At 32.8% G+C, this 14,520-nt stretch carries 17 protein-coding genes and 1 tRNA gene; 9 read left to right on the forward strand and 9 right to left on the reverse strand.

Features of this window, described 5'->3' with window-relative positions; all coding sequences use genetic code 11:
* Positions 1 to 8 precede the first annotated feature (8 nt).
* From J3U14_RS00490 to J3U14_RS00505, 4 genes are all read right to left on the reverse strand, one after another.
* A complete protein-coding gene (locus J3U14_RS00490) occupies positions 9 to 758 on the reverse strand; it encodes an AfsA-related hotdog domain-containing protein (RefSeq protein ID WP_267351607.1) in 750 nt (249 codons plus the stop codon).
* Between the two features lie 34 nt (positions 759 to 792).
* Positions 793 to 1,413, reverse strand: a complete 621-nt coding sequence (locus J3U14_RS00495) for a hypothetical protein (RefSeq protein WP_267351605.1) — start codon at positions 1,411 to 1,413, stop codon at positions 793 to 795.
* Positions 1,414 to 1,921: 508 nt separating this feature from the next.
* Positions 1,922 to 2,827, reverse strand: a complete 906-nt coding sequence (locus J3U14_RS00500) for a DMT family transporter (protein WP_267351603.1) — start codon at positions 2,825 to 2,827, stop codon at positions 1,922 to 1,924.
* Positions 2,828 to 2,838: 11 nt separating this feature from the next.
* A complete protein-coding gene (locus tag J3U14_RS00505; protein WP_267351601.1) occupies positions 2,839 to 3,534 on the reverse strand; it encodes an SDR family oxidoreductase in 696 nt (231 codons plus the stop codon).
* A 106-nt stretch (positions 3,535 to 3,640) separates the two neighbouring features.
* Here J3U14_RS00505 and J3U14_RS00510 point away from each other — a divergent pair, with 106 nt between their 5' ends.
* Both J3U14_RS00510 and J3U14_RS00515 read left to right on the forward strand, forming a co-directional pair.
* A complete protein-coding gene (locus J3U14_RS00510; RefSeq protein ID WP_267351599.1) occupies positions 3,641 to 4,531 on the forward strand; it encodes a LysR family transcriptional regulator in 891 nt (296 codons plus the stop codon).
* Between the two features lie 14 nt (positions 4,532 to 4,545).
* Positions 4,546 to 5,454, forward strand: coding sequence for a LysR family transcriptional regulator (locus J3U14_RS00515; protein ID WP_267351597.1), 909 nt, complete (start codon positions 4,546 to 4,548; stop codon positions 5,452 to 5,454).
* A 268-nt stretch (positions 5,455 to 5,722) separates the two neighbouring features.
* Here the strand turns inward: J3U14_RS00515 and J3U14_RS00520 are convergent, their stop codons facing one another.
* The gene (locus J3U14_RS00520; RefSeq protein ID WP_267351595.1) at positions 5,723 to 6,289 is read right to left on the reverse strand and encodes a TetR/AcrR family transcriptional regulator; all 567 of its coding nucleotides are present in this window, start codon (positions 6,287 to 6,289) and stop codon (positions 5,723 to 5,725) included.
* A gap of 52 nt (positions 6,290 to 6,341) precedes the next feature.
* On the reverse strand, positions 6,342 to 7,343 hold the full coding sequence (gene gap / locus J3U14_RS00525) for a type I glyceraldehyde-3-phosphate dehydrogenase (protein WP_267351765.1): 1,002 nt from the start codon (positions 7,341 to 7,343) through the stop codon (positions 6,342 to 6,344).
* Positions 7,344 to 7,550: 207 nt separating this feature from the next.
* On the opposite strand from gap, the gene J3U14_RS00530 reads away from it, so the two are divergent.
* Positions 7,551 to 7,748 (forward strand): hypothetical protein, encoded by a 198-nt coding sequence (locus J3U14_RS00530; RefSeq protein WP_267351594.1) that lies wholly within the window; start codon positions 7,551 to 7,553, stop codon positions 7,746 to 7,748.
* 736 nt (positions 7,749 to 8,484) lie between these two features.
* Here the strand turns inward: J3U14_RS00530 and J3U14_RS00535 are convergent.
* A tRNA-Ser gene (locus J3U14_RS00535) sits at positions 8,485 to 8,572 on the reverse strand.
* A gap of 192 nt (positions 8,573 to 8,764) precedes the next feature.
* On the opposite strand from J3U14_RS00535, the gene J3U14_RS00540 reads away from it, so the two are divergent.
* From J3U14_RS00540 to J3U14_RS00565, 6 genes are read left to right on the forward strand one after another with little or no spacing between them, the layout of a single operon-like run.
* Positions 8,765 to 9,082: a TusE/DsrC/DsvC family sulfur relay protein gene (locus J3U14_RS00540; RefSeq protein WP_267351763.1), complete on the forward strand. Its 318-nt coding sequence runs from the start codon at positions 8,765 to 8,767 to the stop codon at positions 9,080 to 9,082.
* Between the two features lie 21 nt (positions 9,083 to 9,103).
* Positions 9,104 to 9,397: a cell division protein FtsB gene (gene ftsB, locus J3U14_RS00545; RefSeq protein ID WP_267351592.1), complete on the forward strand. Its 294-nt coding sequence runs from the start codon at positions 9,104 to 9,106 to the stop codon at positions 9,395 to 9,397.
* An 11-nt stretch (positions 9,398 to 9,408) separates the two neighbouring features.
* Entirely contained in the window at positions 9,409 to 10,125 is a 717-nt protein-coding gene (ispD, locus tag J3U14_RS00550; RefSeq protein WP_267351590.1) for a 2-C-methyl-D-erythritol 4-phosphate cytidylyltransferase, read from the forward strand.
* Entirely contained in the window at positions 10,116 to 10,592 is a 477-nt protein-coding gene (gene ispF / locus J3U14_RS00555) for a 2-C-methyl-D-erythritol 2,4-cyclodiphosphate synthase (RefSeq protein WP_267351589.1), read from the forward strand. Before ispD ends, ispF begins: the two co-directional genes overlap by 10 nt.
* 30 nt (positions 10,593 to 10,622) lie before the next feature.
* On the forward strand, positions 10,623 to 11,645 hold the full coding sequence (truD, locus tag J3U14_RS00560; RefSeq protein WP_267351588.1) for a tRNA pseudouridine(13) synthase TruD: 1,023 nt from the start codon (positions 10,623 to 10,625) through the stop codon (positions 11,643 to 11,645).
* A gap of 5 nt (positions 11,646 to 11,650) precedes the next feature.
* Positions 11,651 to 12,277 carry a protein-L-isoaspartate(D-aspartate) O-methyltransferase gene (locus J3U14_RS00565; RefSeq protein ID WP_267351587.1) on the forward strand — a complete coding sequence of 209 codons (627 nt, stop codon included), beginning with the start codon at positions 11,651 to 11,653 and terminating at the stop codon, positions 12,275 to 12,277.
* A 175-nt stretch (positions 12,278 to 12,452) separates the two neighbouring features.
* Here J3U14_RS00565 and pnuC read toward each other — a convergent pair whose 3' ends face one another.
* Together pnuC and nadR are read right to left on the reverse strand one after the other, a co-directional pair.
* Positions 12,453 to 13,148 (reverse strand): nicotinamide riboside transporter PnuC, encoded by a 696-nt coding sequence (gene pnuC / locus J3U14_RS00570; RefSeq protein ID WP_267351585.1) that lies wholly within the window; start codon positions 13,146 to 13,148, stop codon positions 12,453 to 12,455.
* Between the two features lie 2 nt (positions 13,149 to 13,150).
* Positions 13,151 to 14,386 carry a multifunctional transcriptional regulator/nicotinamide-nucleotide adenylyltransferase/ribosylnicotinamide kinase NadR gene (nadR, locus tag J3U14_RS00575; RefSeq protein WP_267351583.1) on the reverse strand — a complete coding sequence of 412 codons (1,236 nt, stop codon included), beginning with the start codon at positions 14,384 to 14,386 and terminating at the stop codon, positions 13,151 to 13,153.
* Between the last annotated feature and the right edge of the window lie 134 nt (positions 14,387 to 14,520).

Genomic DNA, 14,520 nt, shown 5'->3' on the forward strand with positions numbered 1-14,520 from the left:
TTCCTTTTTTATGCCATAAAACTTTTATATTCAGTCAAATATAAAGCCACTGCATCTTTAGCTAACTTTGATTCTTTTTCTAAAAGTTCTTTCGCCGGATATACCACGTAACTGGTCAACATCGTGGCACAAATTTTATTTGCCTGTTTGATTGTTATTTTGGCTTTCAACTTTGACCGATAATTATTTTGGTCTATGTCGAGAAGTTCAAAATGAATGATGGCTGGTAAAGGAAATAAAAAGTTTTCAAAATTGACATTCATTTCATTGATGACAAAATAGGTGTCTTTTTTATTTTCTTTTGCGAGAAAAAATTCTTCTGTTATTGCAATAAAAGTTTGTCTGAAAGCTTCAGTAATAATCATTCCCTGTACATGACTACCAGTTTGATGATCACCCATAAGCATATTTCTTTCATCAAGAATAAAAGGTAATTCAAAATTAGATTGATCCAATTTTTTTGCTTGACCGATTAGCACGTTATAAGTGTTGTGTTGATGAGTATAAATATTCGGTGCAAAATTATTACCATAAAATGAAAATAATGAACTCAAATCCAAATGTTCAGGGCTATTGTTGCTAATGTTAAATTTACTTATTTCATCATTTTTACACCCCAATCCAGGAAATAAATGATTTTTAATGTTAAAAACTTTTGCAGGCATTTGTGCCATTATGGCAAGTTGGCTTAACGTAATCGTTCCATCAAGTTTTGCAAATTCATTGAATTTATCGCCAACAACAACTAATTTATTCAAAATGATTCTCCTTATAATTAATAGTGGAAATCTATTAACCACCTAATTTTCTATAGATTTTTGTATAAAGTCCTTCTTTACCACCGGTGATGTAGCTGTCTCCTGCTTGTGCAACAATCGTTTTGTAATGCTCATCTGTAAATGGTTTTATGTAATCTTCAATAGCTCCGTTAAAGCATGAGATAAACATTACGCCAGGAATTTGGCTAATGAGTGAATGATAAGCATCAAAAGAAGTGATTTTGTCAGCGTTACTTTTAACAACATTGAAAATAGTTTCGTTGCGCCATTTTAAATAAGCGTTATAGGCTGTAGGTAATACTTCGACATGACGAAGTTGAACAAAATTTGTTTGAGGAATGACAGTAACGGAACGGATAGGACTTTCAACATAAAAAAGTAATTCACGCTTAATATCGCCGCACAGATAGTTAGCATATTCGGTAAAATCCTGTGCAAAACTTTTTTCGTAATCTGCTAATTCATTTAACGAGCCTAACGCGATAAATTCAATCAATTCTTCTTTATCATCCGAAATATAAAAACTATGTTTGTTGATAAGATCTTTAGATTTGGTTAAAGCGAATGTTTCAATTTCCTGTCCTTTTTCTTTTTTTACAGGATATCGGTTTATTAATAAATATTGTGATGGCATTTTTTATTTCCTCTTTCTGATATACAAAAGTGATCATTAGTTGTACAACTGTTGAAAGACTAAACGGAAATAACAAAATACAAAAATACTTATTTTGTGATATGAAATTGATATCAAAGAGAATATTTTCTGTGTTAAGTCGATTGAATTTGATTGGAATTATTAAACTTTAACTTGATGATTTAATTGATAATTAAATGTTTTTCTTAATATGATTTCGTGATGATGGTTAGAAATTTAGAATGAAAGGCAGAGTGCTATACACAAATCATTCAAGAGAGTGTGTTTTGATATTGACGCAAGGATTTGAATAACTAAATTCCATTTGTCTGATCTAAAAAGATGGGTATTGAGTTTTATTATGATTAATCAGTTATCGCCATATTATTGTATTGTGATACTCTGAATTGCCATGACAAAACTCGCTAATAAAGATATTTGTTCAATAATGTGGTCAGTTGCCACACTATTAAATCAGTTTGTGAATATATTTATTACATCGTTTTGATTAATCCTTTTTCATAACAGTTTTATACGCACCTGTTGCACCTATAACGCCACCAATCACCATGAAAGCACCGATTAACTGTAAAGCAGTTGGTATCAAGCCATTTATAAAAGCCAATAATAGAGTAAAAACGGGGACTAAATTGAAAAATACAGACGTTTTTGCCGCACCAAGATTTTTTATACCGACGTTCCAAAATAAATAAGCCAGTACTGAACCAATTATTCCCATGTAAATAAGTATTAAGTGATGACACAATGAAATATTAATGATTGCATTCACTAAATTACCCTGAAATATTGTAAATAGAACAATGCCTACTGTACCTATTAACATGGTAAAACTTGTGGTTTGTAGTGGTGTTGAGTTGCTGATAAATTTACGACATCCGACAGTATAGATTGCCCAGGCTAAATTACCCAATAAAATGATTAAATCACCACGGTTAAAATGCAACTTGATAATATTATTAATATCGCCATTACTGATAACAAAAATCACACCAACCAAACTTATTAACATGCCAATTACTTGTGACCATAACACTCGATATTTATCAACAATTGACGCAATTAACGTTGTTGTGATAGGTGACGTTGCCATGATAAGTGCACCATTAATCGGAGATGTTGTTTGTAATCCCATAAAGAAAGCCAAATTGAATCCGGTGATACCACATAAACCAAGAAGAGTATACGGTTTCCAATTTGATTTAAATGCAATGATATTATTTTTATCTTTAATAAGCATAAAAATAAAAATGGCAATAGCAGCGATAATAAAACGTTCAGATGCAGCTGTAAGAGGGGTGACAGATGCCACAACAATCGAGCCCGCATTAAAATTAGAACCCCAAAAAAAGGCAGATAAAGTGACAAGTAAAAAAGCTAATTTATTGTTTTTCATTTTAATCTTCCTTATTTCCATAAAAAAGCATCTAACGTTATTGATGACACTAATAACTCTTTCGGCGTATTAATTAAAAACATGATTATTTCAGCAACATTACTTGGTTTAAGCATGCGAGATTTTTGTTCATCGTTAAAACTTATATATTTTTCCATATGTTCTCTAAAATCAGTGTCAACTTTATCCAAAACAAGATTGGAAACTTTAATACCTATAGGCTTGCAATATTCTTTTAATCCTTCACTAAGACCTTGTACTGCATGTTTAGACACTGAATAAGAATACATATCTTTACTTCCTTTTAATCCCCATATTGATGAAATATTAATTATGTGAGGATTTTGACTTTTTTTCAAAAAAGGAAGTATTCCACGGGTTAAGAAAAAATATCCACTTACATTGACGTTAAGTGTATTTACCCACTCTGTATCTGTTGTTGTGAAAGGATCGTTAAAATATGATACTCCAGCGACATTTATTAAAACATCTATGGTTCCCAAATGTATTCCAGCTTCTAAAATTGCATTCTTAATTAGTAGTGGATCTGTCAAATCAAGTTTGTAAGTAAATAAACTATCTGAATTAAGCTCGTTTATTTTTTTCTCTGACAGATAAGTAGCAAAAACTTTGTGCCCTTGTGATAAAGCAATGCTTACCACTTGATGACCAATTCCACTTTCTGTACCAGTAACAAATATATTCATGAATATTTTTCCTCTTAAAATAAAAAATTATAAATAAACTATTTTTCATTCTATTTAGAATTCATTTATAGTACTATGATCAAAATAACAACATTAAATTCCAAAAATGAAATTATCAATCGATGACTTACTCATATTTGTTAATGTAATTAAAGAAGGTAGTATCGTTAAAGCGTCAACTAAGCTTTCAATACCATCTCCGACAATCAGTAGGCGCTTAACTCAGTTAGAAGAAGCTATTGGTGGTCTTTTGATGTTCAGAAGCAGTAGAAAAATAACGCTGACGACATTGGGACAAATGTATATTGCTAAATTTACCAATTTAGTAGAGGAGTTTGTCGAAACAGCTGAAAATTTAAATGATTATTATAAAAAATTATCGGGCACAATTAAAATAACAGCACCAATAAGCCTGACACATCAATGGTTTGGTAAGTGTATTTTTTCTTTTATGAAAAAATACCCGGATATAAAAATAGATTTGATGGCAACTAATAAAGTTGTCGATTTGGCTGATTTGAATATTGATATTGCTATCCGAGTAGGAGATCTAACCGATAGCAGTTGGGTAGCTAAAAGAATCTTATTATCCAAAAATATATTGTGTACCTCTAAAGAATATTTAGAACGAATTGGTGGTTGTGCTCATCCAATTGATTTATTGGATAAAAATTTAATCAATATTAATCATAATTTAACTTGGTCACTGACCAATAAAACCCAAAATGAGTATTATGAAGTGAGGTCAATCCCATGTTTAGTCATGGATGATACGGAACTGATCATTGAGGCTGCAAAAGAAGGAATGGGAATTTGCTTTGTCCCATCTCAATTTGTCAAAAATAGTATATTAAAGGGGGAGTTGATACAAATATTACCAGATTGGATTGGCAGCACTAGACCTATTTATTTAATATTTAAGGATAGAAATTACATGCCTAATAGAGTAAGAATTTTCAAAGAACATATTGAAAATTATGTGGATTTAAATGTATAGAGGTTTAAGGCATAGTGGATATTTATAGTAAAAGATTACCTACTATAAAGCAGTTGCAGTATTTCGTAGCAGTTTGTGAAGAACGTAGTTTTAGAGGAGCGGCTGAAAAGTTAGGCGTAAGCCAACCACCGCTTTCAATTCAAATCAGGGATTTAGAAGAAAAGTTAAAGGTCACCCTTTTTTTGAGAAATTCCCATAATGTGGTTTTAACTAAAGAAGGAGAAGATCTTAAATCAAAAGCAACACGATTATTAAATGATCTTTGTTCCATAACCAAATCGATCAAATCGAGAGAAGTGAAAAAAGTAGTGCTAGGGACAACTAAAACACTTTGTTTTGACTTTATTCCTTACTTTAGATTATTTTTGTCGGATTTTAGCGAAGAAACCGAAATTTATAAACACAACTACACATCCAAAGAGCTGTTGTTAGAGCTACAAAAAGAAAATATTGATTTTGCTTTTGTTTCTGATTATCAAATGAGAGATATCAACGAAAATTCGTTATTAGTCTATAAAGAACCGATGATTTTAGTTTTACCTACTAGTCACCCCTGTAGTAAGCAAGAAAGAGTAGATCTTGATGATGTGACCGATTTACCACTCTTTTGGTTTAAACAATACTTAAATCCTGTTTTTTATGAACAGTGTGAACGAGTATTTAAAACGCTCAAACTTCCAATTGTACGGCGTGCAGAACTACAAGATAATTTATCTATGTTACTTGAAGTATCGTTAGGTAAAGGAATGATGCTATTGCCTCAGTCAATGACACAAGCAAAAGTTGAGGGAGTTGCATATAAAAAATTAATTAGGAGTCAAGATTTAAAATTAAAAATCGATATTTTTCTAATTTGGCGAAAAAACTTAAGAAAAAATTCCACCACTGACGCAATAATTAATTATTTTAAAAAATCAGAATAAAAGTACATAAAAAAATAAAAAGATCTGATTTTAATTGAAAAAATGATGTAAGTGCTGGATTAAATAAAAGTGCTAACTTTATATCTTTATATTTATTTCATTAAATTTTTATCTGAATTTTTAGCATTAAATTTTCTCCTGCGATTTTTATCTAAACCCCAGAGACGACATCAGTTCAATTTTTTAGTGGAAACAATCATATTGTCCACGACTAGTAATAAATGGAGTTGATAAAAACAAGTAAAAAAACAGGATTGTAAAACTTATGTTATGGCGTAAATATCTTCAATAATGTATTAATAGTTAGATGGAAATAGGAATCATCTTGCAATCCTTTTGCAGAAATATACGCACCTTGCAAAGCAGACATTAAGAGCGTTGCTGCTTCTAATGGTGCAAGAATATTAGAAATGCTACCCTCAGCAATCCCAATTTTTATAAGACTTTCTAGCGTTTTTTTCATAGACTCAAATCCACGATTAACCTCTGACGCTAACTTTTTGTTTTCCATAATAGCTCTATCTCGAGCCATTTGACCAACTACACATCCTCTATCTATGTTACGAGCTCTTAATAGCAGATCTGAAAGTTTATTATATGCATTTTTATCTGTATTTAGCACTGAAGCATTAAAACTTATTAGTTGATCTACGTTATATTTTATTGCATATAGGGACAGATCCTCTTTACCATTAAAATAATGGTAAAGGCTACCTTGACCGACTTCAGCACGAGTTAAAATATCTCTTGGGCTAGTAGCAGCTAGACCTTTTTCTAATAGAAGATCAGCCATAGCTTTAATTAGTTTATCTTTGGAATTTTGTTTATTATTCATTTTCACCATAAAAATCATACCATCAGTCGATAGTATGATTTTAATTAATTATTTATTTAATCTGTAAAATAGTATCCACTAAACGGTTTGAAAACCCCCATTCATTGTCATACCAACTAACAACTTTGAGTAGTTTTCCATCAATAACCTTAGTGAGTTTAGAGTCAAAAATAGATGAAGCTGAATTTTTAATAACATCTGATGATACAATTTCATCTTCTGTATAAACGAGAATACCATCTATTTTTTTAGAGCTGGTTGCTTGTTTAATGGTATCATTTACTAGTTGTTCTGTCACTTCTTTCTCTAGATTTAGAGTTAGATCTATCATTGATCCTGTAATTACCGGAACCCGTACAGAACTACCATCTAATTTTCCATTCAACTCAGGGATGACAATACCAATTGATTGCGCAGCACCTGTTGATGTAGGAACAATATTTTGAGCAGCACTACGCGCTCGCCTCATATCACGGTGTGGAGCATCCTGTAGATTTTGATCTTGTGTATAAGCATGAATAGTTGTCATAAATCCCGATTTAATACCAAAATGCTCATGTAATACTTTAACTAACGGAGCTAAACAGTTTGTAGTACATGAGGCATTTGAAATAATGTGATGTTCATCTTTATTATACATGTGGTTGTTAACACCTTGAACAATAGTCAAATCAACATTTGATGCAGGCGCAGAGATGAGAACTTTTTTAGCCCCGGCTTTGATATGGGCTTGAGCTTTTTTTCCATCGTTAAAGACACCTGTTGATTCTAGTACTATATCGATCTTGTGTTTCGCCCATGGGAGATTTTCAGGATTACGCTCTTGATATACCACAATCTCATGACCATCAATCACCAAGCAACCTTTTTTTACTTCGACACTTTTAGCAAAACGTCCAAAAGCCGTATCATATTTTAAAAGATGTGCTAGTTGTTCAATCGAACCTAAATCATTGATCGCAACAATTTTGATATTATGCGAACTCTCATACAACGCACGCATAAAACTACGCCCAATACGACCAAAACCATTAATAGCTACATTTATCATAATTATCTCCGTTTATGTTTATATTACTTTTAATAAATACATATTAGTATGTATATTATGTAATAATACACCACGACATTTTAAAAGCAACAATTAGTTAAATTATTGTAAATACTAAAATATATTATTTTGTTTTATTTGTGTACAAGTTATTGTTTGTGTGATTTAATACATACCAGTATGTATGTTATTTTAAAAAAAGAGGGTAAAATGAGAAAAATATCTATACTGGATACAACGTTAAGAGATGGGGAACAAGCGCCACAAAATGCGATGAATCCAAAACAAAAACTTAATTTAGCTTTAGAGTTAGAGGCCTTGGGAGTTAATCATATTGAAACGGGGTTTCCTGCTTCATCTAAATTTGATTTTGAAGCTATAAACTTGATTTATAGAGTAAAATATTGAATCTTTCCGCTGAAAGAACGAAAACAGAATAATCACATCGCATTCCATTATCAGATGAAGCGATGACATTAATAAAAAATATCTTCAACTATTCAATATTAATTATATTTTCCCACCTCCATGTCATGGACACTTATTTGATCTGTCATTGACAGGTAAAATAAGATGTGTGAATTTGGTTTATATCTATCAACATAGTTTCTGTTTAATCTTTCGTGATTGGACAGGAGAAAGGATTCATCACTCAAGATTGGTAACAGAACATGCGTTAGCACATTACTCAGTTGATTAAGGTAAGGCGACTTACCAACGCAGTAATTAACTTTAAAAACGTTGAAAACTGATGGTTGATTGGGTGCAATTTTGCAAAGGTAGTTTATATGCCAAATTAATATTTTTGACCAATAATTGCGTACTGGTTATTGCATTTAAACTGGGGAATTTTTCCTGAGTTTTATCCTAAGGTGATTCTGGGTAAGAATGAATTTGTTATTATTAATATAACATAATTTTATGGAATAAAAGTCACTGATGTTATAAGTTTATATGAAGAAATTGTACAGGTCTAACGTCCAATTAAAAAGAATTGAGGTAAATTCGATGTTGTTATAAAAATTTACTATATACAGATTTTAAAATTATTATAATTATTAACGATTTTAGCATGAATATAAAAATGGGGAAATACTCGACGTTACTAAAAACTTCACCTTTTTCAATACATTGAATTGAAAAATGGCGGAAGCGCAGAGATTCGAACTCTGGGAGGGTCGCCCCTCGCCGGTTTTCAAGACCGGTGCTTTCAACCGCTCAGCCACACTTCCGCAATGGCTGTGAATATTAAAGGAGTCGGACTTATTTGTAAATAGCTATTTTTGAAAAAAAGCTTGTTTGCTTTAATTTTCGTCAATTTTAAGCATTATTGGCTCCATACTGTGACTTTAAACATCAAAATTAGTGTTGGATTGCATATAATTGAGTATAATATCCAGAAAATAAAACTGCGTACTGAAAAAATGTTAGAACAGATAAAAACAGATGATAACGGTTATTTAAAAAATTGGCAGGATTGGTCTGTTGAACTTGTGCCAGAACTGGCGTTACAAGAATCGATCGAATTAACTCGGGCGCACTGGGATGTTATCTTGTTTGTTCGTGATTTCTATTTGGAATATAAAACGTCACCTGCGATTCGAGCATTAGTCAAAGCATTAGAAAAAAAATTTGGACCAGAAAAAAGCAATAGCCGTTACTTATATAAATTATTCCCAGAAGGACCAGCAAAACAAGCAACGAAATTGGCTGGATTACCTAAACCAGTAAAATGTATCTAGATTAAAGGTAAAATTAAACGTATGAGGCAATGGAAAATAGTATTAATATTGCTGGTGTTACTTGGTTATCTGCAATACTCTTTATGGTTTGGAAAAAATAATGTCTATGATTATCAAGAAAATGTGCAAATGCTTGCAAGCTTGCATGAACAAAACAATAAACTTAAAGTCCGTAATGAACAGATGTTTGCCGAGATTAATGATTTGCAACGTGGTTCAGAAGCGATAGAAGAGCGAGCACGTAGCCATTTAGGCATGGTTAAGCCTAATGAATATTTTTACCGAATCATTATCGACTCAAATTCTCATCAATAATAAGGCATTATGTGAACAACACGAGTAATATTATTGCAATCGTTCCGGCAGCTGGGATTGGTAGCCGAATGAATAGCCAAACGCCTAAACAGTATCTTAAAATTGGTTCAATGACCATTTTAGAACATACATTACAAAAGTTACTATCTCATCCACGAATAGGCAAGATTATTGTTGCTATCCATGCTAAAGATCATCTTTTTGCAACTCTACCTATTGCAACTCATCCTCGAATTCATGTTGTCAAAGGTGGTTCAACTCGTGCTGATTCAGTCTTAGCTGGGCTACAGGTTTTAAATGATGAACAATGGGCTTTAGTGCATGATGCAGCCAGACCTTGTGTTGATCATAATGATATAAATCGTTTGATAAACACCGTGGTTGAAACACAACAGGGTGCTATTTTAGCAACGCGTATCAGTGATACTGTCAAACGAGCTTACCAGACCAATGACAACGTTATCGAATCTTCAGAAGATCGTACGTATTTGTGGGGGGCTGCAACGCCTCAACTATTTAAGGTTGGTGAGTTGAAGTCTTGTTTACAACTTGCTTTAAATAATCATGTGCCAATTACTGATGAAGCCTCAGCGATTGAATATGCTGGTGGACATCCTCTATTAGTTGAGTGCCGTCGGGATAATATAAAAATTACACATCCAGAAGATTTAGCTCTGGCCTCATTTTTTTTAACTAACCAAATGCAAAAAGGTGATTTATGCGAATAGGGCACGGATTTGATGTTCATAAATTTGGAGGGGAAGGACCCATCACCTTAGCTGGTGTAAAAATACCCTATCAATATGGTTTGGTTGCACACTCTGATGGTGATGTTGTGTTACATGCGATTACTGATGCGCTAATTGGCGCATTAGCACTAGGTGATATTGGAAAACTTTTTCCAGATACTGATCCTAAATATAAAGGTATTGATAGTCGAATATTACTTAAAGAGGTCTATGGCATTGTTCAAGCAAAAGGTTACCAGTTGGTCAATTTAGATACCACTATTATTGCACAAGAACCGAAAATGCGTCCTCATGTTGATCAGATGCGAGTTAATATAGCCGAAGATCTCAATGTTCATTTTGATCAAATCAGTGTTAAAGCCACCACGACTGAACAACTAGGCTTTACTGGGCGCAAAGAAGGTATTGCATGTGAAGCGGTAGTATTACTCTTTCAAAAACGTTAAATTGATTCATTTACATAATAGGCATTATTCGTGTTAGCAGAACTTAATTTTTTATATAGAAAGCCGAAAACAACGGGACAATACAAGCAACAATATGAAGACTTTGTGGTAACAGAAGATCTTGGTTTTGAATTAACCGGCGAAGGTGAACATGTTTTAGTTTATCTTGAAAAAAAAGATTGTAATACTATTTTTGTTGCTGAACAGTTAGCTAAATATGTCGGTATTTCGCCAAAATTGGTGAGCTATGCAGGGCTTAAAGATCGACATGCAGTGACTCGGCAATGGTTCAGTTTACATATGCCAGGAAAGGAATCACCTGATTTTACTGGTTTTGATTTGGCAGGCTGTCAGATTTTAAAGGTTACAAGGCATAATAAAAAATTAAAAATAGGTGCGTTAAAAGGTAATTATTTTAAAATAAAGCTAACTCACTTAAGTGATACTATTGAACTTGAATCAAAATTAGCTTCCATTAAACAACATGGCGTACCCAATTATTTTGGCGAACAGCGCTTTGGTCGAGATGATAATAATATAATTCAAGCATTAAAATGGGCTAATGGTGAAATTACCGTTAAAGATCGTAAAAAACGAAGTTTTTATCTTTCAGCAGCACGAAGTGCCATTTTTAATGATGTTGTCAGTAAACGTATCGAACAAGGTCTGCATCAAACCGTTTTAGAAGGTGATATTTTGCAATTAGCTCAACGAGGAAGTTGGTTTGTTGCGCAATCAAATGACCTTTCATTGTTACAATCTCGGATGTTAAACGGGGAAGTTAATATTACTGCTCCAATGATAGGGGATTCTCAACTTGGTACTCAATCTTGCTCACTTGAATTTGAGCAAAAATGTTTAGTCAACTGGTCACTATTTACTGAATTATTTAAAAAAGAGCGTCTTGAAACCTCAAGACGTTCGATATTATTGCGTCCTCAGCAACTTAATTGGCAATGGATAAATGATAATAGTATTGAGATTAACTTCTATTTAACATCAGGTTGTTATGCAACAAGTGTAATACGAGAATTGATTACAGGAAATGAGTAACTAACATGCAAAGTTTAAAAATGCAGTCTCTAATTCAATTATTGCGTCAGCAAGGAATCAAAGATGAACGTGTATTAGCCGCGATAGCCTCAACACCTCGAGAGCATTTTATTGATGAAGCCCTTTCTCATCAAGCTTATGATGATCGTTCTTTGCCCATTGGTAGTGGACAGACTATATCACAACCTTATATCGTTGCCCGAATGACTGAATTGTTAAAGCTTGAACCCGATTCAAAAGTTCTTGAAATAGGGACGGGTTCAGGTTATCAAACGGCGATTTTGGCAAAGTTAGTTGATCACGTTTGTTCGATCGAGAGAATCAAAAGTTTACAATGGAATACTAAACGTCGTTTAAAACAACTCGACATTCACAATATTGCTACTCGACATAGTAATGGTTGGTTAGGGTGGCCAGAGCGTGGTCCCTTTGATGGGATTATTGTTACCGCAGCCGCTTCTGAAGTACCAATTAATCTTGTTAAACAATTAGCAGATAAAGGTCGATTAGTGATACCCGTAGGAGTAAACCATCAAGTTTTACAATTAATTGAGCGTAGTGGCGATAGTTATATAACGAAAAATATGGGCGAAGTAAAATTTGTACCTTTGGTAAAAGGTGAAATTGAATAATGGCTGTTTATTTATGTTAATGCCAATATTTCGATAGGTTAACTTCAAAAATTAAAATATCAATTTAGGTTTATCTCATTGCTAGTCAAAAAAATAGAAAATAAGTTTATTATTTTCTATTTTTTGATTATTAAATTATCCATTTAATAGCAATCTGCTAATGATAAACAATATGTTAGGTCGTTTGTTTAGATTCAGATTGTTTCCATTCACAAATACCGTAAATGGCATTGAACAGGTAGATTAAGTATTGCGTTGCGATTACGATATTATTTGTATATATATTTAACCCAATCACTAACACATTTAATATCACCCATAAATACCAATTGAATGAATAACGCATCATTAATAGTAGTTGAGCTACAACGCCTAATCCGAAGATAAAACAGTTTGTAATTAATTGATAAACGGTATTTTCAACACCAATTGCGTTGGTTAAGTAGACGTTGAAAAATACTGCTGCGATTAAAAAAATCAGGGTATATAGAAAAGCATTTTCACTCAACGAACGCACTTTAACATTTTTATGTGAGTCTTGATTTTTTTCCCAAGTGATTAACCCAACAATATGCGATCCAAAATAGTAGAAAGTTGGCAAGCCTGCACCAATATTGTTACCCAAGTAGTTGGCATAACATTCAGCAACCACTGCCAGCATACCGATAACATTTCCCATATTTTTGCGTTTAGCCAATAAAATAACACATAGTAGCCCACAAAAAGCACCAACATAAGAGACAAAATAACGTAAATTCAAATGGGTAAAAGGATCAGTATATAAAAAGGCTAACGTAACACAAAGTACACAAAATAGAGGGTAAAATTTATTACGTCCAATAAATATAGCAAGATGACTTAATTTATTCATAATTAATACTCTTTATCATTAATAAGTTGATTAACCAATTCAATACAACGTAAATAGCGTTCTTCGTAATCAGGCGAATCAATTGGAATATATTTGATATTATTTTTTTCAAGAATTGAGATAAGTAATTGTTGAAAATCTTTACGTTGTTTTGGACTGCCTAGTGAACGTAGTCCGTCAGCAACCCATGGTGTGTTATTACCTAACAATATCACTAAATCAAAACGATAGTTGTTGATCATCGCCTGTAGAAAAGGGTGTTCTTTACCTTCATATTTTTTACAAAAAGCTTGAGTGGTGACAAAATCAGTGTCAATAAAAGAGACCTTATTGGCATGCTTTATTGCGAAATCAATATATTGTGCGTGACCTAATGCGATTTTATCGTAATCAGCATACTGTAAAGCACGTTCATCCCCCCCAAGCTGTGAAAATACATAATCACGACCATATTCCCATGCACTAGTCGTATTGAATACATTGGCGAGTTTATTAACCAGTGTTGATTTTCCACTGGATTCTCCGCCTAAAATAGCAACGGTTCTAACAAAAAATGGTCTTACTTCAGTCGGAATATATTGCCAATTTTGCAGCGGTGCTTGACGTATTTGAGTCCCACTGACTTGCATAAATCTCCGTTCTGGATCGATAAGTACTGTTTCTAAATCGAATAAGTCTTTATACATAGCGACATCTTGAGGTTCACTCGAGTAGACACAATTGGGTTTTATGCCTTTTTCTCTAAATAGTTTTTTGACACGATCACTCCACTCAAGCCAACCGTTTGGATACGCAGGAATTCCATCTTCTTTTAATAATTCAATATGGATATTTTTTTGATATTTAAACGTTTGCAGTAACCAACGAATACGATCATTAATTGTTGGTTGGCGAGACATTGCACTTTGTTCAAACAGTGCCATATCACGGATAGTATCTGAACAGAGCACAACATAAAGTTCATCGACTTGACTAATGGCTCGTTGAATTAAATGAATATGACCAGTATGTAAAGGGTAGAATTTACCAAATATGACGCCGACTTTTTTATTTATCGTCGATTCCTCTATTTGTAAATAGTGATGAAGGGATTGTAATTTTTGTGCGCTAGGATTTTTAACCTTATCATTGATAAGTTGACTTAAATAACCTTTGGTCATTTTACAAGCATCGGCAACGGTTTGTAGGGATAAATTTTTTCGCTTAATTGCCTGTTTTAGATAGCTAAAATTACTCATAGCAACACCTCTCTTTTTGTGTTTTATATCTGTAACATAATTTATATTAATTTTATGAAATGTTCAATATATTAAACAAAAAAATAATATCAAAAAATATTAGATTTTTTTATTAATTAAGACAAAATAGTCAT

It is taken from the genome of Gilliamella sp. B3801 (assembly GCF_026536645.1).
Classification (GTDB): Bacteria; Pseudomonadota; Gammaproteobacteria; order Enterobacterales; family Orbaceae; genus Gilliamella; species Gilliamella apicola_I.